This window comes from Methylobacterium sp. C33D, assembly GCF_053345825.1.
The window spans coordinates 136,471-159,676 of sequence record NZ_JBKFAV010000013.1 but is presented as its reverse complement, the minus strand read 5'-3'; the positions used below and the strand labels follow the sequence as shown (position 1 = coordinate 159,676).

The window sequence follows — 23,206 nt, the reverse complement described above, 5'->3', positions numbered from 1 at the left end:
AGACCTCCCTTGAGGGCCGTGGAAGACGACCACGTCGATAGGCCGGGGGTGCAAGCGCGGCGACGCGTTGAGCCGACCGGTACTAATCGCCCGATTGGCTTGATCGCTCTCGTGATCCGTGTCCGGACTGGTTCGGCAGCCGCAAGGCTGGCGAACCAGACGATGCGGTTGCAAAACAGACCAGAGGCCGTCCTCGCCAAAGCGCGACGACCGCCACCACATGCTTGCCGAACCGGACACCCGCCGTCGCAGCACCCTGCGAAGGCCCGTCCGACAAAGAATTGCGATGCGCCGGTCTGGTGGCCTGAGCGGCGTGCCCAGAACCCGATCCCATCTCGAACTCGGCCGTTAAACACGCCAGCGCCCATGGTACTGTGTCTCAAGACACGGGAGAGTCGGTCGCCGCCAGACCCGCACATCGCAAGCAACAGCCCCTCACCACGTACACCGATCCGGCCCCCGGACATACCGCCCGCTCACCAGAGCCGGCGCATCCGGGCCAGCCGCACACACTTGCGGATCATCCGCACACACTTGGCGCGGGGTGGAGCAGCCCGGTAGCTCGTCAGGCTCATAACCTGAAGGTCACAGGTTCAAATCCTGTCCCCGCAACCAAATCCCGACACACGAAACCCGCCGCGCCCACAAGCGCGGCGGGTTTCGCGTTTTCCGCGATCTCTTGCGCTGGCGCGCCCTTAGCGCGGACCCGCGCCGGCATCCGTGCTCCGGCAGGGGAGGGGAGGCCGAGAACCGCGCGGTGATCGGCCGCGGTGCCGAAGCGATGACGCCGCTCAGGATTGCCCGACGGCCAGCCGCGCCCGGAGCAACCGATCCAGGTTCGTGGGCACGGACTCCGTGCCGCGACCTTGGCGGTGTTGGCCTCGCAGGCACCTGGCCTTAAGATGCGGCGGGGTACGCCGTGATACGGCGTGAGGGGGGAATGGCATTGATCTCACAGGCAGGCGGCACGGCCGACCTCGATCGGAGCTGAAGAGCGCGGTTTGCGCGTCTCCGCTCCTCCTCATCGTCCGGCCCGCCCGGTGATGCGTCGCGCGTCGCTGCGGAGGCTGGCCGTCCTGTCCCTGGCCCTGCTGGTCGTGGCCGGGGCGCAACCCGCGCGCGCCTTCGACCTGTTCGGCCTGTTCGGCAGCGAGCCGGAGCCGCCGCCACCGAGCGCGACCGCGCTGCCGTACACGCAGCGGATCACCGGCACGGACGATTCCGACGTGCTGCGGGCCCTGCAGGACACGTCCACGCTCTATCGCCTGCGGCAGGAGCCGCCGCCTGACGGCGAGGGCCTGCTGCGCCGGGCCGAGACCGACCGCGCCAAGCTCGCCGACGTCCTGTCGGGCTACGGCTACTATCAGGGAACGGTGTCGATCCGGATCGACGGCGCGCCGGTGCCGGGCCAGGCCGCCTCCGCGGTCGGCGCCGCAGAGGCGTGGCGCAACCGCGGCCTGGTCCCGGTGCGGATCGCGGTCGATCTCGGGCCCCTCTACCATCTGCGCCGGATCACCGTGCGCGATCCGGCGGGCAACCCGTTCCCGGACTCCGCGCTGCCCGCGCGGGTCACCCGCGTCGACGAGGATGTCCCGGCGCGCTCCGCCACGGTTCTGGCGCGGGAAGCGCAGATCGTCGACCAGTTCCGCGCGCAGGGCCATCCCTTCGCGAAGGTGATCGCGCGCGACCCCGTGGTGGACGATTCCGCCCACGTCATGGACGTGACCTTCACGGTGGCGCCGGGCCCGGTGGCCGCGCTCGGCCCGGTCGCGGTCAGCGGCGCGCCGGGGATCGACCCGGCGACCATCCGGTCCTTCATCTACGCCGAGCCGGGCGACCCGTACTCGCCCCAGGCGGTGGCGGCGATCCGCCGGTCGGTGGCGCGGATCGAGGGGATCGGCGGCGTCCGGGTCCGCGAGGGCACGACCCTCGACGCCGACGGGAACCTGCCGCTGTTCGTCGCGGTCACCGAGCGCGAGCGCAATCTCGTGGGCGTCTCGGCGCGCTACTCCACCGTCGACGGGCCGGGCGTCCGGGCCTACTACGCCAACCGCAACCTGTTCGGCGGCGGCGAATCCTTCCGGGTGGACGCCGACATCTACTATCTCGGCCTCGGCAACGACCCGTTCGCCAACCAGCGCAAACTCGCGGGGATCGGCACGAACGGCCTCGGCGGGCGCCTCTCGGCGACCTACGTCCAGCCGGCCGTGTGGGGGACGCGCAACGACTTCCTCGCGAACGCCTTCGTCACGCGCGAGGTGCAGCAGAGCTACCTCGTGGATGGCGGGGGCGTCTCGGGGGCGATCCGGCACCGGTTCTCGGACACGTTCTCGGCGCAGGTCGGGCTCGATGCCCAGGCCGGCCGGTCGAAGGACGCCCTCGGCACGGTCAATTACCGGCTGATCGGCGTGCCGGCCTCGGTGACCTACGATTCCACCGACAGCCTACTCGACCCGACGCGGGGCGTCCGGGCCATCGCGTCGCTGGCCGTCTATCCCGGCGCGATCTCCTCGCCCGGCATCGTCGTGGCCAAGGCGCAGGGCTCCACCTACTACGCCCTCGACGACGAGGCCCGCGTGATCCTGGCCGGCCGCGTCGGCTTCGGCTCGGTCTCGGGCGCGCCGCTGGGGGAGATCCCCGACAATTTCAGGTTCTTCGCGGGCGGCGGCGGCTCGGTGCGGGGTTATCCGTACCGGACCCTCGGGCCGATCGGACCCTTCAACCTCCCGATCGGCGGCCGCAGCCTGCTGGAGGCCTCACTCGAGGCGCGCATCAAGGTCACCGACACGATCGGCGTGGTGCCGTTCTTCGACGCGGGCACCGCCTTCGCCTCGGCGACGCCGGATTTCGACGAGAAGATCCGCAAATCCGTGGGTATCGGACTGCGCTACTACACCGGCATCGGGCCGATCCGCGCGGACGTCGCCTTCCCGCTCGACCCCTACAAGGGCGGACACGTGCGTCCCGCCGTCCTGTATCTCAGCCTGGGGCAGGCGTTCTGAATGGTGTTCCGAACCGGACTCACGCCGCCCATCGCGCGTCCGACCGCCCGTCACGGCCGGTGGAGTCTGGCGCTCGTCCTGGTCTGCCTCGCCCTGCTGCTACCCTGGACCCTCGCGGCGACGCGCGCCGACGAGGGTGACAAGTCCGTGCTCGGCGGACTCCTGTCCCGCGCCCTGTCGACACCGTCGTCGCGGGTGGCGATCGGCGCCGTCGACGGCGCCCTGTCGTCCGACGCCACCATCCGGGACGTGGCGATCAGCGACCGCGACGGCGTCTGGCTGAAGCTCGACCGGGCCCGAATCGTCTGGCGGCGGCTTGCCCTCCTGTCGGGCCGGCTGGAGGTCGACAGCCTCGAGATCGGGCATCTCGACGTCCTGCGCCGGCCGATCCCAGGCCCGCCGCCGCCCGAGGCCAAGCCCGACGGGCGGCTCCTCCCGGACCTGCCGGTCAAGGTCGAGATCAAAGGGTTCAAGCTGGCCGAGCTGACGCTGGGCGAGGCGGTGGCCGGGCAGCCGGCGCGGCTGTCGGCCGAGGGCCGGGCGAAGCTCGGCGCCGCCAGCGAGGGGCTCGACCTGCAGGCGAAGGCGCAGCGCCTCGACGCGCCGGGCCGCTTCCTGCTGTCGCTGCTATTCGTGCCGAACGGCGAGCGGCTTGAACTCAAGGCGAACCTGGTCGAGCCGGCGGGCGGCCTACTCTCGAAGGCCGCCAACCTGCCCGGCACCCCGCCGATCGACTTCGCGCTCGACGGGACCGGGACACTGGATGCCTGGGGGGCCAAGCTCGACTTCACGGCCGGTCCCGACATCGGCGCCAGGGGCGGGGCGAAGATCTCCCGCATTGGGGCCGAGCGGCGCCTCGCCCTCGACCTCGCGGCCCGGATCGAGGGGCTGATGCCCGGTCCGGCGGCGGCGGTCTTCGCCGGCACCACCAAGCTCGACGGCGGCCTCGCCTTCGCGGATAGCGGCGCCTTCCGGATTGACCGGCTGGAGCTGACCTCCCGCACGGCGCGCCTGACGGCCGGCGGCAGCCTGACCCGCGACCGGGTCGCCGACCTGACGCTGCAGGCGCGCGCCGTGCCGACGGAGGGCGACGTCACCCGGGCCGGCGAGGCCGAGATCGGCAAACTCGTCTTCGACGGCAGCCTCAAGGGACCGCTGGCGGCGCCAACCGTCCGGGGCCGTCTCGACGCGGCCGCCCTGCGCAGCCGCGACTCTAGCCTGGACCGGATCGAGGCCAGCCTCGGGATCGACCCGCAGGGCGAGCCCTCGGCGCAGCGTTTCGCCATCGCGGCGGACGGCCGGGTCGACGGCCTGAAGCTCGCCGACCCGGCCCTGCGCCGGGCGATCGGCAGCCGGGCCACCGTGACGCTCCGGGCCTCGGCCAGCGCCGACGGCGTTCTCGATATCGCGGCGCTCAAGCTCGATTCCGACACGGCGCGGGCCGCCTATGCCGGCCGGGTCGGCCAGAACACCCTGACCGGCACCGTGGACGCGGCGCTGCCGGACCTCTCCGTCTTCTCGGGTCTCGCGGGCCAGGGCCTCGCGGGCAGCCTCGACGCCAAGGCGCGGCTCAGCGGCGACCCGGCGCGCAAGGCCGTCGCCGCCGACCTCGCCGTGACGACGAGCGGCCTCGTCACCGGGATCCGGGCGGCCGACCGCACCCTCGGCCGCGCGCCGACCCTCCAGGGGCGCGTCTCCCAGACCTTCGACGGGTACGGCTTCGACCATCTGCGCCTGGAAGGTTCCGGCGTCACCGCGACCCTGCAGGGTGAGGCGACGTCAGCGCGCGCGGACGTCACCGGACGGATCGACCTCAAGAGCCTCGCGGATCTCGACGGGCGCCTGACCGGCAGGGCCGGCGTCGACGCGCGCCTGACCGGATCCCTGGAGCGTCCGGACGTGACCGCGACCCTGACAGCCCCCTCCGCCACCGCGGCTGGCAGGCCGATCCGGGACCTGCGCGTCGAGGCGGTCCTGCGGGACGCGCTCCTCGCGCCGGACGGCACGGTCCGGCTCGGCGGCGATGTCGGCGGCAAGCCGCTGACCGGCGGCGCGCACCTCGCGCGCGTGGGCGGGGACTGGGTCCTCGACCGGCTCGGCCTCGATCTCGGCTCGGTCTCCGTCGCCGGCCAGGCGACGGTCGCGGCCGACACGTGGCTGTCGGCGGGCGCGCTCGCCGTGCAGGCCGGCGACCTGACGGACATCGCGCCCCTGGTCCCGGAACCGGTCGCGGGCCGCCTCGACGCCGCGCTGACCCTCGCCCGGGACGGCGGGCGCCAGGACGTGACCCTCCGCGCCGCCGGGGCCGGTCTCCGCTACGGCGAGACCGCCCTCGCGCGGCTCGACGCGGACCTCACGGGCCGCGACCTGCGCGCCCACTCGGTCATCGACGGGCGCGTCGAGGCCGACCGGCTCCTGGCCGGCGGCCAGCAGGTCGACACGATCCGGCTCGTCGCGAACGGCACCCCCGCGTTCAGCGACGTGAGCCTCACCGCCAAGGCGCGCGGGTTCAATCTCGACGGCGCCGCGCGGGTCGTCCCGGCCGCGGACACGCGGATCGAGATCCAGCGCCTGACGGCGGCCCGCGGCACCGACCGCTTCGCCCTCACAGGGCCGGCGGCGATCACGCTCCGGGACGGCAGCGCGGTGATCGACGGCCTGTCGATCGCGGCGGGGTCCGGCCGCATCGCGGTCGCGGGCCGCGCCGGACGGGATCTCGACCTCAAGGTGGCGATCCGGTCGCTGCCCCTGTCGCTCGCCCGGATCGCCGCGCCGAGCCTCGCCCTCTCGGGGACCCTGGACGGGGAGGCGGATCTCCGCGGCCCCGCGACGCGGCCGGAGGGGCGCTACGCGGTCAGCGTCGCCAAGCTCGTCGCCCCGCAGACGCGGCAGGCCGGCTTGCCGGCGATCGACGCGACCGCCAAGGGCACGCTGTCGGACGGGCAGGCGAGCCTGGACGGACGGGTCACGGCCGGGCGCGGCGTCGCCCTGACGGTCTCCGGGTCGCTCCCCGTGGAGGCCGGGGGTCCGCTCGACCTGCGCGCCCGCGGGACACTCGACGCCGCCCTCGCCAATTCCCTCCTGAGCGTCGGCGGCCAGAGCGTCACCGGAAAGGTCGCCATCGACGGCGGCGTCACCGGCACGCTCGCGGCACCGCGGGCCCAGGGCGCCGCGGTGCTGAGCGGCGGGAGCTTCACCGATCCGCTGAACGGGCTCCGCTTCACCGGGATCGAGGGTCGCGTCACCGGCCGCGGCGACAGCGTCGTGGTCGAGCGCCTGACCGCGACCGCCCGCAACGGCGGTCAGGTCTCCGTCACCGGCCGCGTCGCCCTCGCGCCCGACTTCCCGGGCAATTTCCACGTCGTCGCCGACAAGGCCGAGCTCGTCTCGAGCCCGCTGATGACGGCCGTGTCGAGCGTCGACATCACGCTGGCGGGGCCTCTGGCGCGGACGCCGCGGATCGCCGGCCGGGTGAACGTCGTGTCGATCGACGTCGCGGTTCCGGACCGGCTGCCGGCCACCATCCGGCCGCTGCCGGGCGTCCGCCACGTCAACACGCCGCCGGCCCTGAAGGCGCGCCTGGCGCAGCGGGCGGAGCGGAAGGCCGCGACCCGGTCCGGGCGACGGGGCGGGAAGCCGGCCGTCCCGTTCGACGCCACCCTCGACGTGACGATCGACGCGCCGAGCCGCATCTTCGTGCGCGGGCGCGGCATCGACGCGGAACTCGGTGGCGCGCTGCGCGTCACCGGCACCTCCGCGTCGCCCGACGCCAACGGCGCGTTCTCGCTGCGGCGGGGCCAGTTCGAGCTCGTCGGCCAGCGCCTGGATTTCAGCCGCGGCCGGCTGACCTTCGCCGGCAGCCTGACCACGCCGGAACTCGATTTCGTCGCCGAGACCAAGGCCACCGACGTGACCGCCCGCATCGCGGTCTCGGGCTTCGCGGACGCGCCGCAATTCTCACTGACCTCGGACCCGGTGCTGCCGCAGGACGAGATCCTGTCGCGGATCCTGTTCAAGAAGGCCTCGGCCGGCCTGTCGCCGTTCCAGGCGCTGCAGCTCGCCCAGGCGGTCACCCAGCTCTCGGGCGGCGCCGCTGGTCCGGACGTGTTCGAGCAGGCGCGCAAGAGCCTCGGCCTCGACAGTCTCGACGTCTCCACCGGCGCGAGCGGCGGACCGGCGCTCGGCGCGTCCCGCTACATCTCGGATCGGGTCAGCGTCGGCGTGAAGGCCGGGGCGAAGCCGGCCGACACCGCCGTCGGGGTCGACTTCGATGTCACGCGGCGGATCAAGCTGAAGGGCGAGGCCGGGAGCGACGGCCGCACCAGCCTCGGCGTCGGCGCCGAGTACGAGTGGTAGCCGGCAAGGTCACACGGCCGGCCGTTCGACCGCGCCCCCGGGCGCTGCGGGATCGACACGCCCGGTCAATGGTTTAGGTTCGGCGCAGGCGGCCGCCAGGGCCGCCGTTCGGGCGGGAAACACCACGGGCGATGGACGAGCTTTTCGAGACCGATGACGATCCGCCGGTTCCGGAGGGCGGCCTTCTCCGCAAGCTCCCGATCATCAACAGGCGAGGCCTCCACGCCCGCGCCTCCGCGAAGTTCGTGCAGACTGTGGAGCGCTACGACGCCGCCGTGACGGTCACCCGGGCCGGCGAGACGGTCGGCGGGCGCTCGATCATGGGCCTGCTGACGCTGGGCGCCGCCATGGGCACGCGCATCGCCGTCACCGCCGTCGGCCCGGACGCGGAGAGCTGCCTCGACGCGATCGAGGCCCTGCTGGCCAACCGCTTCGGCGAGGACGAGTAGCGTCTAGGCCGTCGCCTTGCTCGGCCACGCGCAGAGGTCCGACACCGGGCATCGGGGGCAGGTGGGATTCCGGGCCGTGCAGATGTCGCGCCCGTGTCGGAACAGCCAGACATGGGCGTTGTCCCTGAACGCGTCGGGCACGATCCGGGCGAGACCGTCGGCCACCGCGTCGACCGTCGGGCCCGGGGCGAGGGGGATCCGGTTCGAGATCCGGAAGATGTGGGTGTCGACCGCGATCACCGGCTCGTGGAAGGCGAAGTTCGCCGTGACCTCGGCGCTCTTGCGGCCGATCCCCGGCAGGCGGCGCATCTCCGCGGCGGTGCGCGGGACGGTGCCGTCGTACTCCGCGAGCAGAACCGCCGAGAGCTTGACGATGTTGCGGGCCTTGGAGGGCCCGAGCCCGACCGGCCGGACGATCTCGGCGATCCGCTCCTCCCCGAGTGCCGCCATGCCGGCGGGATCGCGGGCCTCGGCGAACAGCGCCTCCGCGATCCGCGAGACGGTCGGACCCGTGGACTGGGCCGAGAGCAGCACGGTCACGAGCAGGCGGAACGGGTCTGTGCGGTCGAATCCGGCCTTCGGATCCGGGTTCCTGTCGGCGAGGCGCGCGAGGATGGCGGCCACCCGGTCGGCCTCGCTCGCCCCGCGCGGCCGCGGCGGCGTCCGTGCGGCCGCCTTCCGGCGCGGAGCGGGTCGGACGCCGTGGGGAAGGTCGCGGGTCATGGAGCGCAGCTAGGGTCGCCGGATCCCGGCGACAGGCATCCCGGACGCGGCGGATTGACCGCTCAGGCCCGGGCCCGGCGCCAGGGCACCGCGTTGGCGCCGGCGCACAGGTGGAGCGTGCCGGCGACGACCGCGCCGGCCCGGCGGCGGAACTCGACCCGCAGCGCGCCGCGGCGTGCGAACAGCCGGGTGACCACCCGGACAAGCGACGCCTCGGCCGGGTCGGCGATGATCGGCCGCGCGGCGGTGCGGGCGTCGAGGGCCAGGAAGGTCTCGACCGCGTCGCGGACCGCCTGCGGCTCGGTGACGGCGAGCATCTCGGTCTCCGACGGCTCCCAGCCCTCAGGGCGCACGCCGATCAGGTTCCCGGCCGGGATCGGCCGCGGCCGCGCCGGGCGGCTGGCCGCCAGGACGGGGCGGCGCGGCTCCGGGTCCTGGGCGGGCGCGGATTGGCCGACGAGACGGAGCGGGCGACGCAGCGCCCCGAGCCGCTCCCGCAGCGCCCGGTCGACGGCCTCCGCGGCCGCGCGCTCCACGAGGCCGGCCGCGTCCGGCTCCGCGGGCTGCCAGGGCCGGGCGCGGCGTCCCCAGACCGGATGCGGCATCGCCAGCGGGACGACGCCGCGCAGCGTCTCGTGGCCGTCGCGCGCGTCCCGGCTCCAGGCCAGGGCGACGGCGATGGGACCACCGGCCGGGTGGTGCTGGGCGAGCGGGAGGAGGTGGTCCGGGTCGCGCAGCGGGTCGGTCACCGCGTTGCGCACCAGCATGGCCCGCCACGCGGCCACGGAGGACGCGTCGACGGCACCGGGTCGGCGCAGATCGACCCGCCAACTACCGGCCTCGACGCCGGCCTCGCCGCCAGCCTCGGCGCCGACCTCGAGCTCCGGGTCCGCCGCGAGCTCTGGCCGCTCGGACAGCCCGCCCTGTATCACGGTGAAGCGCCGCACCATCCGTGTGTCCTGCCTCTCGACGATCCGTCCCGATCCGGGACGGTCCGGCGCCTCCGGGACGCCCTTCGCGTCGAGGGCTTCAAGGACGGTGCCGACCGCCTGCCGAGCGCCGGTGTCAGAAGCCGGGAATCGCCAGGGGATTGTCGGTGAGGGCCGCGGCGTCCGGGGCGTCGACCCGAGGGCGGCCGAGGAAGGCGTCCCAGAGCTGGCGCACGAAGGCCGGATCGAGGTCGCGCAGGATCAGCACGAGCCGCGACGTGTGGTCGGGATCCGGCCATTCCGGAAGGGTGACCGGCGCGTGGAACACGTGCTGGACGCCGTGGACGACGATGGGGTGCTCGGGGTCGTCGGCGAGGGCGAGGAGGCCCTTGAGCCGGAGCAGCTTCGGCCCGTGGCCGGAGCGCAGGAGATCCATGAACATCTCGAAGGCTGGGCGCGGCACGGGCGCCGCGCTGGTCAGGCAGATCGCCCGGATCGACGCGTCGTGCCGGTTCACGTCGGCGCGGTGGTGATGCGCCTGATCCAGGGTCGCGTCGCCGAGCCACGCGCGCACGTCGGCCGTCTTGCCGTCGAGGCCGAACAGACCGCCGAGGAGCGTCTCCGCGGGGGCGTCCGGCGCGAGGATCGGGGCGGACGGATTGAGCGCCGCCAAGCGCGCGCGGATGGCCGACAGGTCGCCCGCGAGGTCGGCCTTGGTCAGCACGATCCGGTCGGCGACCGCGGCCTGCCGCAGGGCCTCCGGATGGGCGTCGAGGGTCGCGGCGCCCGTGGCCGCATCCACCACCGTCACCACGGCCTGGAGGCGGTACCGCAGCACGAGGTAGGGGTGGTAGATCAGCGCGTGCAGGATTGGCGCCGGATCGGCGAGGCCCGTCGTCTCGATCACGACCCGCCGGAACGGCCGGATCCGGCCGTTGTCGCGCTTGCGCAGCAGATCCTCGAGGGTCGCGATCAGGTCGCCCCGCACCGTGCAGCACAGGCAGCCGGCGCCGAGCAGGATCATGTCCTCGTCGACGGTCTCGATCAGCAGGTGGTCGAGGCCGATCTCGCCGAACTCGTTGACGATCACCACCGTGTCGGCGAGCGCGGGATCGCGCAGCAGCCGGTTCAGCAGGGTGGTCTTCCCGGCTCCGAGGAACCCGGTGAGCACGGTCAGCGGGATCGGCTCCGGGCGGCGCCGGTCCGGAGCGGGGATGGGAGACTCTGACATAGGCGGCGAAGTGGGGTGTGTCGGCGTCCGCGGCAACGCGGCGGTGCGCCGGGCACCGGAGCGGGTCTACTCGTCGGCCGCGGCCTTCTTGGCGGCCGGCTTCCTGGCCGGGGCCTTGGCCGTCGCCTTGTGGGACGTCGCGTCGGCCTTGGCGGGCGCCGCCTTGTGGGCGGCCGCCTTCGGCGCCGGCTTGGTCAGGCCCTTCCCGGGCTTGGCCTCCGGCATCCCGGGCGTGACGTCCGCCGTGTAGGCGCTGGCGTTCCGCGGCACGCCGTGGCCCGGCTTCGCGGCGACCTTGGGAGCGGACTTGACGGCCGCCTTCGCGGCCTCGGCACGCTCCAGGCGCGCCGCGCGCGCCTGCTTGGCCGCCTCCAGGGCCGCCGCGCGCTTGGCCTTGGCGGCCTCGAGCTTGGCGGCGCGGGTGTTGGCGGCGGCGGCCTTCTGCTCGGCCTCCTGCGCCTCGAGGATCTGCTGGCTCTCGGCCGGGTTGCGACCGACCCAGACGGCGATCGGCTGGAGCGGCGCCCGCGGCGGCAGGGACCGCGCCCGCAGGGCCGGGTTGGAGAACGCGGCGAGCGCCAGCGCCGGCGAGTTCGCCGCCGAGCCGCCGATCAGCTGCGCGGCCGAGCCGGGGGCGCTCAGCGCGCCGGGACCGTCCTCGATGGCCGGGGGCTTCTTGCCACCGCACACGAAGGGACGCATGTCCGGCGGCGCCGGGATCGCGGAGGCCGGCAGCGCGTCGAGGGTCGGGCTGGTCCAGCCGGCGCTCTGGCCGAACGCGTAGTCGAACAGGTCGGCGGTCTTCACGTCGCGCTCGCGCGGGGTCGGCTGCCCCATCACGACGGTGACGATCCGTCGGCCGTTGCGCGTGGCGGTCGCCACGACGTTGAAGCCGCCCGAGCAGATGAAGCCCGTCTTCATCCCGTCCGTGCCGGGGTAGCGTCCGAGCAGGCCGTTGTGGTTCGCCATCACGGCGCGGCCGAACTGGATCGCCGAGATCGAGAACAGGTCGTGGGAATCCGGGAAGTCGCGGATCAGCGCCCGGGCGAGGACCGCCATGTCGCGGGCGGAGGTCCACTGGCGCGGGTCGGGCAGGCCGTTCGGGTTGAACCAGCGGCTGTCGTGCATGCCGATCCGCTGCCCGGTCTCGTTCATCAGCGCGGCGAAGTTCTCGACGGATCCCCCGAGCGACTCGCCGATCGCGTAGGCGACGTCGTTCGCCGACTTGACCATGATGATCTTCAGGGCGTTGTCGAGGGTGAGCTGCGTCCCCGGCTTGAAGCCCATCTTCGAGGGCGGCTCGGCGGCGGCGGCGGCCGAGATGGTGATCATCGAGTCGAGCGAGACCTTGCCCTGCCGGACGAGGTCCAGGGCGACGTAGGTCGTCATCAGCTTCGTGATCGAGGCCGGGTACCAGGGGTCGGTCGGCGCCTGCGCGTAGATGACCTTGCCGGAATCCACGTCGGCCACGAGGATCGGTACCGTCACGGCGTTCGCGGCGCCGATCCCGACGAGGCCCGCCCCGAGCAGACCCGTCAGCGCCGCAAGCCCGACGGTGAGGCGTCGGTAGAGAGAAGAGGACATTCGAGCCCGACTCGTCAGAGGATCGCCTGGATCGACGCCGCGGGGCGTCGGATTTCCGGCCGGCCAGCCGGAGAGCGGCGCAGCCCGGTCGGCCGAAGGCGGTCGCCGGACTGCATGTCGGCATGAACGAGCCTACCGTGGCAAGAGCAAGGCGAGATCAGATCGCGGGTCTGCACGGCGCGGTTGTCGATGGCCCGCGGGCGGCGCACGGCCTATGTGCAGGCCGGGCGCGCCGGCCGGATCGCGCGCGACGGTGACTGGGACGGTTGTGGCTTACGCGGTCAAGGAGATCTTCCACACGCTCCAGGGGGAGGGCGCGCAGGCGGGCCGGGCCGCCGTGTTCTGCCGCTTCGCCGGATGCAACCTCTGGTCCGGGCGCGAGGACGATCGCGCCGCGGCGGCCTGCCGGTTCTGCGACACCGACTTCGTCGGGATGGACGGGGAGGGCGGCGGGCGCTTCGCGGACGCGGCCTCCCTCGCCGGCGCGATCGCCGCGACCTGGGCGGGCGGCGCCGCGAACCGCTACGTGGTCTTCACCGGCGGCGAGCCGCTGCTCCAGCTCGACACGCCGCTGATCGAGGCCGTCCACGCGGCCGGGTTCGAGATCGCCATCGAGACCAACGGCACGCTGCCGGCGCCCCCGGGGATCGACTGGATCTGCGTCAGCCCCAAGGGGCGCAACGCCCTCGCACAGGTCTCCGGCCACGAGCTCAAGCTCGTCTACCCGCAGGCGGACGCCGATCCTGCGGCCTTCGTGGACCTCGCCTTCCAGCACCGCTTCCTCCAGCCCATGGACGGGCCCGACCGGGCGGCCAGCACCGAGGCCGCGATCGCCTATTGCCGGCGGGACGCCCGCTGGCGGCTCTCGCTGCAGACCCACAAGATGATCGGCATCCCCTGAGAGGCCCGGATTCGGTCCCGGGATTGGGTTCGGACGAAGTGATCGCCAAGCCGGTGCCGCACGAGGCGCCGGTCCCCTCTCCCGCACGGGAGAGGGGGTTACGGCGCGGGTGGCTCGACAGGGATCGCCGTCTCTCCGAACCGTCAGGACGCGATCGGGGACGGCACTATCTGACGATAGCCCTGAGCTGCGCGCGCGCCGCGCGGATCGCCGAGCGCGCGGCCCGGCCGACCGCGCGCGACGGGTCGGGATCCCGCCCGCCCAGCACAGCGCGGCGCAGGGCCACCAGCGCGGGATCGCCCCATCGGTCGAGGATTCGCCCGAACGCCGCGTGGCGCCCGGCATCGAACGGGACCGGCCGCCCGGCCCCGTCGCGCGCGGGATGCGCCGGATGCAGCGTCCCGCAGGGCACCCAACCCGGCGGGATCGGCGCGGTGGCGGCGTGCGTGCGTCCGAGCCGCAGGAGTCGCGGCAGGACGTGGCACCGCGGCCCGGACGCGGCAGCCGCCCGATCGTCCCCCGGTGCGAAGACCTCGACGCGACCGATGCGGGTGATGACGATCTGGTCCAGGCCCGAGATGACGGCGGACGGCATCGCCGCGGCGCCGGCGGCGAGGAGCGGTCGGCCCGCCAGGGCCCGCAAGCCGGCGATCCGCTCGGGGTCGGCGGTCCGGATGCAGGCATCCGCGGCGCGCAGACCGAGGCCGAGATCGAACAGGCGCGCGGCGCGGTCCTCCGGCCGGATCGCCGCCCCGTCGGGGCCCAGCTCGGTCAGAACGGTGCACCGGCCCGTCGCGCAGGCGGCGGCGGGAAGGCAGAGCGCGACCGACTGGCTCCAGCCGTCGGCGAAGCCGGTCTCGTAGGCGAACGGCCTGAGATCCGGATGCGCCCGGACCGCGAGTGCGCCGCGGGCCGTGCGGAGCCCGATCGCGTCGTCCTCGAGCGGCCATGCCGGCTCGCCGGGCTCCCGCGCGAACACGGCGGCGGCCCCGTAGCCGCCGAGGCTCCACGGGCAGGCCGGATCGGCCAGCTGGTCGCGCAGCAACCTGTCCACCGCGGATCCGGCTCCGCCCGTCATCGCCCCACTCGTGCACGCCACGGCAGCCGGCACGCCTTGACACGGACGGCGAATGACCGGAAGTCGCGGGGCATCACCGAGGTTGTGGTCGGCGAGGCGGGCGCGCAGCCCGGAACGACCGACGCGGAGACGTCCGCTGGACCTCGCGACGGGATCCGCAAGAGGGGCGCTGGCATGGACGTCATCGAGACCGAGATCCCGGACGTGAAGCGCGTCGTCCTGAAGCGCTTCGGCGACGCGCGGGGCTGGTTCTCCGAGACCTTCCGGGCCGACACCCTGGCGCGGGCCGGGATCACCACGCCGTTCGTGCAGGATAACCAGTCCTTCTCGGCCCCGCAGGGGACGGTCCGCGGCCTGCACTTCCAGATCGCCCCCCGCGCGCAGGCCAAGCTGATCCGCGTCCTGCAGGGCGCGATCCTCGACGTCGCGGTCGATATCCGCAGCGGCTCGCCGACCTACGGGAAGTACGTGGCCGTCACCCTGGACGCCGAGAAGGGCGAGCAGCTCTACATCCCGCACGGCTTCGCGCACGGCTTCTGCACCCTGACGCCCGACGTCATGGTCGCCTACAAGGTCGACGACTACTACAGCCCCGAGCACGACCGCGCGCTGTTCTGGAACGATCCGGCGATCGGGATCCCGTGGCCGGTCTCGGGAGATGCGGCGATCCTGTCCGACAAGGACCGCCGGGCGCCGAAGCTCGCGGATCTCGGCCACGTCTTCTGAAGAGCGCGGCCCGGCCGCAATTTTGTCACGACGGCCGGTCTTAGGCTGCCCCGGCTTTCTCAGTTCTCGTTCGATCCGAAGAGGTAATCCGCCATGCGCATCCTGGTGACCGGAGGCTGCGGCTTCATCGGCTCGGCGCTGGTGCTGCACCTCGTCAACGATCTCGGCCACGACGTCTGCACCCTCGACGCGATGACCTACGCGGCCAATCCGGTCTCGCTGGCGCCGCTCGCCGACAACCCGCGCCACCGCCTGGTCGAGGCCGATATCTGCGACCGCACCGCCGTGCAGAAGGCCTTCGCGGACTTCAAGCCCGAGGCGGTGATGCACCTGGCCGCCGAGAGCCACGTCGACCGCTCGATCACCGATCCGGGCGCCTTCGTGCGCACCAACGTGATCGGCACGCAGACCATGCTGGACGGCGCCCGCGGCCATTACGAGGCCCTGCCGGAGGCCGAGAAGAAGACCTTCCGCTTCCTCCACGTCTCCACCGACGAGGTCTACGGCTCGCTGCCGCCGGACGCGTTCTTCACGGAGGAGAGCCGCTACGATCCGCGCTCGCCCTACTCGGCCTCGAAGGCGGCCTCCGACCACCTCGCCCGCGCGTGGCACGAGACCTACGGCCTGCCGGTCCTGGTGACCAACTGCTCCAACAATTACGGGCCGCGTCACTTCCCCGAGAAGCTGATCCCGCTGATGATCCTCAACGCCCTCGAGGGGAAGAAGCTGCCCGTCTACGGCGACGGCCTGAACGAGCGCGACTGGATCCACGTGGAGGACCACGCCAAGGGCCTCGTGGCCGTGCTGGAGCGCGGCCGGATCGGCGAGACCTACCTGCTCGGCGGCCGCGCGGTGCGCAACAACCTCGCGGTGGTCAAGGCGCTGTGCGCGGCCTTCGACCGGCTGCGCCCGCAGGGCGCCCCGCACGAGCAGCTGATCAGCTTCGTGGCCGACCGCCCGGGCCACGACCGGCGCTACGCGATCGACTGCACCAAGGCCGAGACCGAGCTCGGCTGGCACCCGCGGAAGACCTTCGAGCAGGCGCTGGAGGAGACCGTGGCGTGGTACCTCGCCAACGAGGGCTGGTGGCGCCCGATCCGCGAGGGTCGCTACAAGGGCGAGCGCCTGGGGCTCAACGGCTGATGGACGTCCTCGTCCTCGGCGGCGCCGGTCAGGTCGGCACCGAGCTGCAGGCCCTGTCCTGGGCGGACGGCGTCACCGTCCACGCGCCGGGCCGCGCGGACCTCGACATCACCGACGCGGACGCCGTCGCGGCGGCGCTCGCCGCCCGCGACTACCGGGCGGTGATCAACACCGCCGCCTACACGGCGGTCGACAAGGCCGAGTCCGACGTCGTCGCGGCGTGGCGCCTCAACGCGCTGGCCCCGGCGATCCTGGCGGCCGCGACCGCCGCCAAGCAGATTCCGCTGGTGCACGTCTCGACCGACTACGTCTTCGCCGGCACGAAGCCCGACGGGGCCTACGCGCCCGACGCGCCGATCGACCCGCAGAGCGTCTACGGCGCCAGCAAGGCCGCCGGCGAGCTGGCGGTGCGCACCGGCAACCCGCGCCACGCCATCGTGCGGACCGCCTGGGTGGTCAGCCCGCACCGGGGCAACTTCGTCAAGACGATGCTGCGGCTCGCGGGCGAGCGCGACGCCCTGACCGTGGTGAACGACCAGCACGGGTGCCCGACCTCGGCCGCCGACCTCGCCGCGGCCCTCGCGACGATCGCACAGGCCATGGCCGCGGATCCGGGCGCGCCGACCGGCACGTTCCACTGCGTGAACCGGGGCGACACCACGTGGTGCGGCTTCGCCGAGGCGATCGTGGCGGGCTCCGCCCGGCGCGGCGGGCGCTCCGTTCCCGTCAAGGGCATCCCGACCTCCGCCTACCCGACACCGGCCCGGCGGCCGGCCAATTCGCGCCTGTCCACCGACAGCCTCAGCAAGGCCTACGGCATCGCGCCGCGGCCCTGGCAGGCGGCGCTCGACGACATCCTGGACCGGCTCGTCGGGCCGGTCTCAGAGGGAGTTTCCAAGCCATGAAGGGCATCGTTCTGGCCGGCGGATCCGGCACGCGCCTGCACCCGGCCACGCTGTCGATCAACAAGCAGCTCCTGCCGGTCTACGACAAGCCGATGATCTACTACCCGGTCTCGGTGCTGATGCTGGCCGGCATCCGCGAGATCCTGATCATCTCGTCGCCGGAGCACCTGGACAATTACAAGCGCCTGTTCGGCACCGGCGAGCAGTTCGGCCTGAAGTTCTCCTACGCCCTGCAGCCGCGGCCGGAGGGCCTCGCCCAGGCCTTCGTGATCGGGCGCGACTTCGTGGGCGACGACGACGTGGCGCTGATCCTCGGCGACAACCTGTTCTTCGGCGCCGGCATGGGCGAGCTCCTGGAGCGCGCGTCGAGCCGCAAGCAGGGCGCGACCGTCTTCGCCTACCACGTCGACAACCCCCAGGCCTACGGCGTCGTCAATCTCGACAAGTCGGGACGGCCGACGAAGATCGTCGAGAAGCCGCAGAACCCGGAATCGACCTGGGCGGTGACCGGTCTGTACTTCTACGACAACCAGGTTCTCGACATCGCCGCCGACGTGAAGCCCTCGGCCCGCGGCGAGCTGGAGATCACCAGCGTCAACGAGGCCTACCTGCAGCGCGGCCAGCTGCACGTGGAGCGCATGTCCCGGGGCTACGCGTGGCTGGATACCGGAACCCACGACAGCCTGCTGGAGGCGAGCGAGTTCGTCCGCACCCTGCAGAACCGGCAGGGCCTTCAGGTGGCCTGCCTGGAGGAGATCGCCTACCTCCAGAAGTTCATCACCCGTGACCAACTGGTGGCCCGCGGCGAGATGTTCGCCAAGACCGCCTACGGGCAGAACCTGCTGCGCCTCTCCCGCGAGAGCGAGGACGACCTGCGCCTGCGTCGCGGCAAGTAGCGCCGTCGGCGGCGCCCGGTCGCCGTCCCGCCGCCCGTCTAGCGGGGGGCGCAGCCGATGCAGATGCCGCGCATGAGCCGGTCGTTCTTCGCCTCGCGCGGCGTGCGCACCCGCCGGTCGTCCGGCGTCCCGGCACCGGCGCCGCGGCTCGGCGGCATGACGCGGCCGACCGACGAGGTGTTGGGGGCGGTCGCCGTGGAGGCGGGGCCGCCGCCGGTCCCGGTCCGGGCCTGAGCCAGCGCGGGGCCGGTCGCGAGGACCGGCAGGAGGACGGCGAGGCCGAGGGCGGTGAGGGGGCGGGTCATGGGTGCGGAACTCCGTGCCGGGCCATAACGCGGGTGTGACCATCCGGTTCGACCGGGCCGCGCGATCCCCACCTTTGTTCGCCTTTGCAGACGCGATGCGGCGCCGTATCAGGGGCCGCGTTCCCGCCGCCGCCATCCTGAAGCGTCGAAACTCGGAGCCGCCGCGACGATGCGGGACCCCAACGCGATCGACTTCTGGCGCGGCTTCGCCCTGATCACGATCTTCATCAACCACATCCCGGGCAACACGTTCGAGCGCTACACCTTCTCGCAGTACGGCATCTCGGACGCGGCCGAGCTGTTCGTGTTCCTGGCGGGCTGGTCGATCGGGATCGCCACCCGCGGGCGCGACGGCAACCCGGAACCGCCGGGCCGGAGCGTCGTGCGGCTCCTCGCCCGCACCGTCGAGGTCTACCGGGCGCAGCTTACCGTGATGCTGCTGGCGCTCGCGATCATCGCGGGCGCGGCGCTGCTGCTCGACAACCCGCTGATCCTCGAGTGGCACAACGCCGGCAACTTCTTCGCGGACCCGATCCAGTCGGTCTGCGGGATGGCGCTGCTGACCTACCAGCTCGGCTACTTCAACATCCTGCCGCTCTACGTGCTGCTGATCGGCATCGCGCCCGTCTTCGTCCTGGTCGGCCGGTTCAGCCTGCTCGCGGCCCTGGCGCTCTCGGTGAGCGTCTATCTCGCGAGCCTCGTCTTCGGGTGGAACGTGCCCTCCTGGCCCGGGGAGGGCGACTGGTTCTTCGATCCGCTCTGCTGGCAGCTCCTGCTGGTGCTGGGCTTCGTCCTGCAGGGGTGGAACCTCCGCTCCGACGCCCTGCGCCGCTGGTCGCGGCGCCTGTTCCCGGCGGGCGTCGTCATCGTTCTCCTCGGCATCGTGCTCGCCGTGACGGAGATCCGCCCGGACCCGATGCTCGTTCCGGAGCCGCGCCTGCTCTTCACGTTCGAGAAGACCTACCTGACACCGGCGCGACTGCTTCATTTTCTGGGGGTATTGTTAGCGTTTGCACCGCTTTACGCGGTGCTCGCCCCCCGAATCGGCCGCGTCGTCGGCTATCTGAGTCAGATGGGCCGGAATTCACTGGCTGTCTTCTCGATGGGCTCGATCCTGAGCCTGATCGGGCAGCTCGTGCGTTTCCAGACGGGCGGCGGCGCGCTGATCGATATGCTGGTCGCCGGCTCGGGCCTGGTCGGGCTGGGGTTTACGGCATGGTTCGTCGAGTGGCGCAGCCGCAGCAGATCGGCACGGCCCCGCGCATGACGCGGGTCCGGCTCGCCGCGGTGCTGGCCGTATCCCTGCTGTCGGGCACCGCCGGCGGAGCGGCCGCGGCCGAGCAGGCCGCCGGCCCGGTGGCGGACGATCCGACCCTGTCGCAGGAATGCCGGGTCCCGGGCGCGCAGCTCTACACCGTCGCCCAGCTCGGCGCCGTCAAGGCGGCCTTGGCGGAGAACCGGCCCCTGAAGATCCTGGCGATCGGCGGCAGCGCGGCGCCGGGCGCCTCGGCCTCCTACCCGGCCAAGCTCGAGGCCGCCCTGGAGCACGCCCTGCCGAAGGTCGACGTGGTGATCGACCACCGCGGACTGCCGGGCGAGATCGCCTCCGGGGCCGCGGAGCGGCTGCGCACCATGGTGGCCGAGGCCGAGCCCGACCTCGTCGTCTGGCAGGTCGGCACCCACGACGCCATCGCCCGCGTCGACGTGGACGCCTTCGCCAGCGCGCTGGCCGAGGCCGTGGGCTGGATGCGGTCCCACGGGATCGACGTGGTGCTGGTCGACCCGATCTACACGGCCAGCATGGCGGCCGACGTCGACTACAACCGGATCGTCGAGGCCGTCCGGGGCGTCGCGACCCAGCAGGGCGTGCCGCTGGTCCGCCGCTACGAGGCGCTGCAGTACCTGTCGCGCCGCAGCGACAAGGGCGAGGGCCACATGCTCGGCCGCCAGTTCCGGCTGAACGACCTCGGCCTGCGCTGCATGGCCGAGCACGTGGCGCTGACGATCGCCACCTCGCTGATGCGGACGGAAGCGCCCCAGGAGCCCAAGGCGGCCCCGGCCCAGCCGCCCTTAACCGGGCCGCAACGCGCCCCGGGCTAGACCGGACGGCCAGAGATCGGCCTCCCGCCGAGTTCAGGACCGGCGCGGAGCGCGTAGTGTCAGCCACGGCCCTCCCTGTCCTCGCGTTCCGGCACCTCCGGGCGCTGCGCGGCGGCCCGCAGCGGGCTGCCCTGACGGTCTTCGCGATCCGCGTCGGCTCCGCCGGCTTCGCCTACGGCGCCCAGGTGCTCGCGGCGCGGCTGATGGGATGGGACGCCTACGGGATCTTCGCGTCGGTCTGGGTCTGGACGGCGATGCTGGGCCACACCCTGACCCTCGGCCTGTCGCAGGGTGCCTGCCGGTTCGTGCCGGGCGACCAGGCGCAGGGCGACCTCGACCTCGCGCGCGGCTACATCCGGGCCGGCGCCCTCGTGACCGGCGGCGCGGCGCTCGCCGTCGCTGGCCTCGGCGCGGCGCTGCTCGCGCTGGAGCCGGACCTGTTCGCGCCCGCCTACCGGGCGCCGATCCTGGTCGCACTCTGCGTGATGCCGCTCTTCGCGCTCCAGGATTACCTCGAGGGGGTGGCGCGCAGCCAGAGCTGGGTCGGGCTCGCCATCGCGCCGCCCTACCTCCTGCGCCAGACCCTGATGATGGCCTGCATGGTCGCGGCGATCCTGCTCGGCGCGCCGCCCCGCGCCGAGGTCGCGATGGCCTGCATGCTGATCGCCGCCGCGGTCGCGACCGCCCTTCAGGCCGGCCTGCTCGCCGCGCGGCTCCGGCGGGACCTGCCGCCCGGGCCGCACCGCTACCGGTGGCGCACGTGGCTCGGCACGGGCCTGCCGATCGCCGCCATCGACCTCGCCAATGCCGGCTTCACCTTCGTCGACGTGATCGTGCTCGGCGCCCTGGTGAGTCCGGCGGAAGTCGGTGTCTACTTCGCGGCGACGCGCATCCAGCAATTCGTGGTGTTCGTGCACTACGCGGTCAGCGCGGCGACGCTGCAGCGCTACAGCGCCGCCCGAGCGCAGGCCAACCGATTCCTGCTCGCCGAGCTGGTCCGGCGCCAGGGCCGCCTGACGGCCGCCGCGACGCTCGTGGTCGGCGGCGCCGTCCTGGCCGTCAGCCCGCTGCTGCTGGCCATGTTCGGCCCGGGGCTGAACGACAGCGTGCCGATCCTGTGCATCCTGATCGCCGGCAGCGTCGGGGCGAGCCTGTTCGGCCCGGGCGAGGATCTCCTGACCATGCTGGGCGGGGAGCGGCTCTGCGCCGGCATCACGGCGGGGAGCCTCCTCGCGGCCGCCGGCCTGTGCCTGGCCCTGGTCCCGGCCCTCGGGACACTCGGCGCGGCCGCGGCTTTGGCGGTGGCGAGTGTGGGCCGGGCCGCGCTGCTGGCGCGGGCCGCAGGGCGGATCCACGGGCTGCCGACGCCGGTCTGGGCCGCCGGGGCGGTCCGATGATCCCGGCGAGCACCCTCGGCACGGCGACCGGAGGCGGCGTCACCCTCGGCGACGCGCCGGAGCCGGCGGCCTGGGACGCGCTGGTTGCGGCAAGCGCCGCGCCCCACCCGCACTTCGCGCGGCACGTCATCGAAGCTCATCGGACCGCCGGGTTGCTGCCGGCGGACCTCCGCTACGTCACGGTCCGCGCGGGCGACCGGCTCGTCGCGCTGCTGCCGTACCGGGCGGCCCGGGACCTGTCGGGCCTCGGCGGCCGGGTCCTGCGGCCGTTCCTCTCGCCCTACGTGACCGCCACGGCGCCGCTGGTCGCCGACGGTCCGGACCGGGCCGCGCACGCGCATGCCCTGGTGGAAGGCCTCGAGGCCGCCTCCGGCGGATGCGCGTGGCGCTGGCCGCTGCTGCCGACCGCGGCGGGGGCGGTGCCGGAGATGCTGGCGGCGATGCGCGCGCGCGGCTGGGCCATCGGCACGGTGGCGGGCTTCGACCGCCCGGTCATGGACCGGCGCGCCGATCACGCGGCGTTCCTGGCCGGTCATCCCGGTCGGGCGCACTTCAAGGATCTGCGCCGCCGGGCCCGTCGCCTGGCCGAGACCGGGACCGTCACGCACGCGAGCGCCACGGCCGGGGCGGACCTCGCCCGCCTCGTCGCGGCCTTCCTCGACCTGGAGCGGGCCGGCTGGAAGGGGCAGGCCGGCACCGCCATGGCCTGCCGGCCCGAGGGTGCCGCGCTGGCCCGGGCGCTGTTCACCGACGCTCCGGGTCCGATCGGCGTCCGGGCCGACGCCCTGTACCTCGACGGCCGGCCGGTCGCCGTCAGCCTCGCCCTCGTCGACGGCGGCACCGCGACCTTGCTCAAGACCGCCTACGACGAGGATCTGCGCAGCCACGCCCCCGGGCTGCTGCTCGAGGCCGAGATCGTGCGCGCCTGCCACGAGACCGGCTTCGCCGACCGGCTCGACTCGGCGACGCTGGAAGGATCGGCCCTCGAAGGTCTCTATCGCGACCGGATTCCGGTCGCCGAGATCGTCGCCGTCCCGCCCGGTCGGCAGGTGATCTCGCTGGAGCGGCGCCTCCGGCTCGCCCGGTTCGAGCGGGAGGCGCGGTCGGCCGCGAAACGTGCCCTGCGGCGGCGCTAGGGCCGGTCCCGATCGGACTGGGCGTTGCGATACAGCCGGGCCCGTGCCCCACGTGGCGCGGGTGCCCTCTCCGTGCGGGAGAGGGACAGGCTGGGGGATCGGGTCTGTCCGGACGAGGCGCACCCGGACCGATCAGCTCTACGGCGCGCTCGACCTCGAAGCGTCTTGTCCGTTCGCCCAACCCTCCCCCCGCACGGGAGTGGGAATATCGGCGAGGGAGCCCTGGCGCGGCTGCCTCGACCGGAGCCGCCGCCCCCCAGACCGTCGCAGCGCGACTCGGCGCGACCAGGAACGGCGCAAGCGCCGCGCGCCGCTCGTCCCGCGGCAGTTCCTCGGCGGCGCGGC

At 73.4% G+C, this 23,206-nt stretch carries 18 protein-coding genes, 1 tRNA gene and 2 rRNA genes; 15 read left to right on the top strand and 6 right to left on the bottom strand.

Translation table 11 applies throughout. From position 1 onward, the window contains the following. The 6 genes from ACLBXO_RS12855 to ACLBXO_RS12830 form a co-directional block, all read left to right on the top strand. Positions 1 to 107: ribosomal RNA gene (locus ACLBXO_RS12855) — 23S ribosomal RNA — on the top strand; the annotation flags it as partial. A 188-nt stretch (positions 108 to 295) separates the two neighbouring features. Next, positions 296 to 411 (top strand): 5S ribosomal RNA (gene rrf, locus ACLBXO_RS12850). A 127-nt stretch (positions 412 to 538) separates the two neighbouring features. Further along, positions 539 to 615 (top strand) — tRNA-Met (locus ACLBXO_RS12845). Between the two features lie 428 nt (positions 616 to 1,043). Further along, on the top strand, positions 1,044 to 3,002 hold the full coding sequence (locus ACLBXO_RS12840; RefSeq protein ID WP_447685601.1) for an autotransporter assembly complex protein TamA: 1,959 nt from the start codon (positions 1,044 to 1,046) through the stop codon (positions 3,000 to 3,002). Continuing rightward, on the top strand, positions 3,003 to 7,358 hold the full coding sequence (locus ACLBXO_RS12835) for a translocation/assembly module TamB domain-containing protein (protein WP_447685600.1): 4,356 nt from the start codon (positions 3,003 to 3,005) through the stop codon (positions 7,356 to 7,358). Between the two features lie 131 nt (positions 7,359 to 7,489). Then, the gene (locus ACLBXO_RS12830; RefSeq protein ID WP_091681076.1) at positions 7,490 to 7,807 is read left to right on the top strand and encodes an HPr family phosphocarrier protein; all 318 of its coding nucleotides are present in this window, start codon (positions 7,490 to 7,492) and stop codon (positions 7,805 to 7,807) included. 3 nt (positions 7,808 to 7,810) lie between these two features. On the opposite strand, the gene ACLBXO_RS12825 is transcribed toward ACLBXO_RS12830, so the two are convergent. The 4 genes from ACLBXO_RS12825 to ACLBXO_RS12810 form a co-directional block, all read right to left on the bottom strand. Then, a complete protein-coding gene (locus ACLBXO_RS12825; protein ID WP_447685599.1) occupies positions 7,811 to 8,530 on the bottom strand; it encodes an endonuclease III domain-containing protein in 720 nt (239 codons plus the stop codon). 62 nt (positions 8,531 to 8,592) lie between these two features. After that, positions 8,593 to 9,480, bottom strand: a complete 888-nt coding sequence (locus ACLBXO_RS12820) for a hypothetical protein (protein WP_447685598.1) — start codon at positions 9,478 to 9,480, stop codon at positions 8,593 to 8,595. A gap of 115 nt (positions 9,481 to 9,595) precedes the next feature. After that, positions 9,596 to 10,690, bottom strand: coding sequence for a CobW family GTP-binding protein (locus ACLBXO_RS12815; protein WP_447685597.1), 1,095 nt, complete (start codon positions 10,688 to 10,690; stop codon positions 9,596 to 9,598). Positions 10,691 to 10,756: 66 nt separating this feature from the next. Continuing rightward, positions 10,757 to 12,274, bottom strand: a complete 1,518-nt coding sequence (locus tag ACLBXO_RS12810) for a D-alanyl-D-alanine carboxypeptidase family protein (protein ID WP_447685596.1) — start codon at positions 12,272 to 12,274, stop codon at positions 10,757 to 10,759. A gap of 268 nt (positions 12,275 to 12,542) precedes the next feature. Here ACLBXO_RS12810 and queE point away from each other — a divergent pair, with 268 nt between their 5' ends. Further along, positions 12,543 to 13,175, top strand: coding sequence for a 7-carboxy-7-deazaguanine synthase (gene queE, locus ACLBXO_RS12805; protein ID WP_331318663.1), 633 nt, complete (start codon positions 12,543 to 12,545; stop codon positions 13,173 to 13,175). 166 nt (positions 13,176 to 13,341) lie between these two features. Here queE and ACLBXO_RS12800 read toward each other — a convergent pair whose 3' ends face one another. After that, a complete protein-coding gene (locus tag ACLBXO_RS12800) occupies positions 13,342 to 14,253 on the bottom strand; it encodes a DUF6925 family protein (RefSeq protein WP_447685595.1) in 912 nt (303 codons plus the stop codon). A gap of 174 nt (positions 14,254 to 14,427) precedes the next feature. On the opposite strand from ACLBXO_RS12800, the gene rfbC reads away from it, so the two are divergent. The 4 genes from rfbC (at position 14,428) to rfbA (ending at position 17,923) form a co-directional block, all read left to right on the top strand. Further along, positions 14,428 to 14,979 (top strand): dTDP-4-dehydrorhamnose 3,5-epimerase, encoded by a 552-nt coding sequence (gene rfbC, locus ACLBXO_RS12795; RefSeq protein WP_331318300.1) that lies wholly within the window; start codon positions 14,428 to 14,430, stop codon positions 14,977 to 14,979. Positions 14,980 to 15,072: 93 nt separating this feature from the next. Continuing rightward, complete coding sequence (gene rfbB / locus ACLBXO_RS12790; RefSeq protein ID WP_331318302.1) at positions 15,073 to 16,122, top strand: dTDP-glucose 4,6-dehydratase; 1,050 nt, start codon at positions 15,073 to 15,075, stop codon at positions 16,120 to 16,122. Then, the gene (rfbD, locus tag ACLBXO_RS12785; RefSeq protein ID WP_447685594.1) at positions 16,122 to 17,027 is read left to right on the top strand and encodes a dTDP-4-dehydrorhamnose reductase; all 906 of its coding nucleotides are present in this window, start codon (positions 16,122 to 16,124) and stop codon (positions 17,025 to 17,027) included. Before rfbB ends, rfbD begins: the two co-directional genes overlap by 1 nt. After that, positions 17,024 to 17,923, top strand: a complete 900-nt coding sequence (rfbA, locus tag ACLBXO_RS12780; protein WP_056534087.1) for a glucose-1-phosphate thymidylyltransferase RfbA — start codon at positions 17,024 to 17,026, stop codon at positions 17,921 to 17,923. Before rfbD ends, rfbA begins: the two co-directional genes overlap by 4 nt. Before the next feature lie 38 nt (positions 17,924 to 17,961). On the opposite strand, the gene ACLBXO_RS12775 is transcribed toward rfbA, so the two are convergent. After that, positions 17,962 to 18,228 (bottom strand): hypothetical protein, encoded by a 267-nt coding sequence (locus tag ACLBXO_RS12775; RefSeq protein WP_331318306.1) that lies wholly within the window; start codon positions 18,226 to 18,228, stop codon positions 17,962 to 17,964. Positions 18,229 to 18,397: 169 nt separating this feature from the next. Between ACLBXO_RS12775 and ACLBXO_RS12770 the strand changes: the two genes are divergently transcribed. From ACLBXO_RS12770 to ACLBXO_RS12755, 4 genes are read left to right on the top strand one after another with little or no spacing between them, the layout of a single operon-like run. After that, positions 18,398 to 19,495 (top strand): OpgC family protein, encoded by a 1,098-nt coding sequence (locus tag ACLBXO_RS12770; RefSeq protein ID WP_331318309.1) that lies wholly within the window; start codon positions 18,398 to 18,400, stop codon positions 19,493 to 19,495. Then, a complete protein-coding gene (locus ACLBXO_RS12765) occupies positions 19,444 to 20,328 on the top strand; it encodes an SGNH/GDSL hydrolase family protein (RefSeq protein WP_447685593.1) in 885 nt (294 codons plus the stop codon). Before ACLBXO_RS12770 ends, ACLBXO_RS12765 begins: the two co-directional genes overlap by 52 nt. A 56-nt stretch (positions 20,329 to 20,384) precedes the next feature. Next, positions 20,385 to 21,725, top strand: a complete 1,341-nt coding sequence (locus ACLBXO_RS12760) for a lipopolysaccharide biosynthesis protein (protein WP_447685592.1) — start codon at positions 20,385 to 20,387, stop codon at positions 21,723 to 21,725. Beyond that, positions 21,722 to 22,861, top strand: coding sequence for a GNAT family N-acetyltransferase (locus ACLBXO_RS12755; RefSeq protein ID WP_447685591.1), 1,140 nt, complete (start codon positions 21,722 to 21,724; stop codon positions 22,859 to 22,861). Before ACLBXO_RS12760 ends, ACLBXO_RS12755 begins: the two co-directional genes overlap by 4 nt. The last annotated feature ends 345 nt before the right edge of the window (positions 22,862 to 23,206 follow it).

Coding starts and splice junctions, on each gene's coding strand:
- rfbC (WP_331318300.1), top strand. CDS start 14,428: ATGGACGTCATCGAGACCGAGATCCCGGACGTGAAGCGCGTCGTCCTG.
- ACLBXO_RS12840 (WP_447685601.1), top strand. CDS start 1,044: ATGCGTCGCGCGTCGCTGCGGAGGCTGGCCGTCCTGTCCCTGGCCCTG.
- ACLBXO_RS12815 (WP_447685597.1), bottom strand. CDS start 10,690: ATGTCAGAGTCTCCCATCCCCGCTCCGGACCGGCGCCGCCCGGAGCCG.
- ACLBXO_RS12820 (WP_447685598.1), bottom strand. CDS start 9,480: ATGGTGCGGCGCTTCACCGTGATACAGGGCGGGCTGTCCGAGCGGCCA.
- ACLBXO_RS12800 (WP_447685595.1), bottom strand. CDS start 14,253: ATGACGGGCGGAGCCGGATCCGCGGTGGACAGGTTGCTGCGCGACCAG.
- rfbD (WP_447685594.1), top strand. CDS start 16,122: ATGGACGTCCTCGTCCTCGGCGGCGCCGGTCAGGTCGGCACCGAGCTG.
- rfbB (WP_331318302.1), top strand. CDS start 15,073: ATGCGCATCCTGGTGACCGGAGGCTGCGGCTTCATCGGCTCGGCGCTG.
- ACLBXO_RS12810 (WP_447685596.1), bottom strand. CDS start 12,274: ATGTCCTCTTCTCTCTACCGACGCCTCACCGTCGGGCTTGCGGCGCTG.
- ACLBXO_RS12755 (WP_447685591.1), top strand. CDS start 21,722: ATGATCCCGGCGAGCACCCTCGGCACGGCGACCGGAGGCGGCGTCACC.
- ACLBXO_RS12825 (WP_447685599.1), bottom strand. CDS start 8,530: ATGACCCGCGACCTTCCCCACGGCGTCCGACCCGCTCCGCGCCGGAAG.
- ACLBXO_RS12770 (WP_331318309.1), top strand. CDS start 18,398: ATGCGGGACCCCAACGCGATCGACTTCTGGCGCGGCTTCGCCCTGATC.
- ACLBXO_RS12775 (WP_331318306.1), bottom strand. CDS start 18,228: ATGACCCGCCCCCTCACCGCCCTCGGCCTCGCCGTCCTCCTGCCGGTC.
- ACLBXO_RS12765 (WP_447685593.1), top strand. CDS start 19,444: ATGGTTCGTCGAGTGGCGCAGCCGCAGCAGATCGGCACGGCCCCGCGC.
- ACLBXO_RS12830 (WP_091681076.1), top strand. CDS start 7,490: ATGGACGAGCTTTTCGAGACCGATGACGATCCGCCGGTTCCGGAGGGC.
- rfbA (WP_056534087.1), top strand. CDS start 17,024: ATGAAGGGCATCGTTCTGGCCGGCGGATCCGGCACGCGCCTGCACCCG.
- ACLBXO_RS12835 (WP_447685600.1), top strand. CDS start 3,003: ATGGTGTTCCGAACCGGACTCACGCCGCCCATCGCGCGTCCGACCGCC.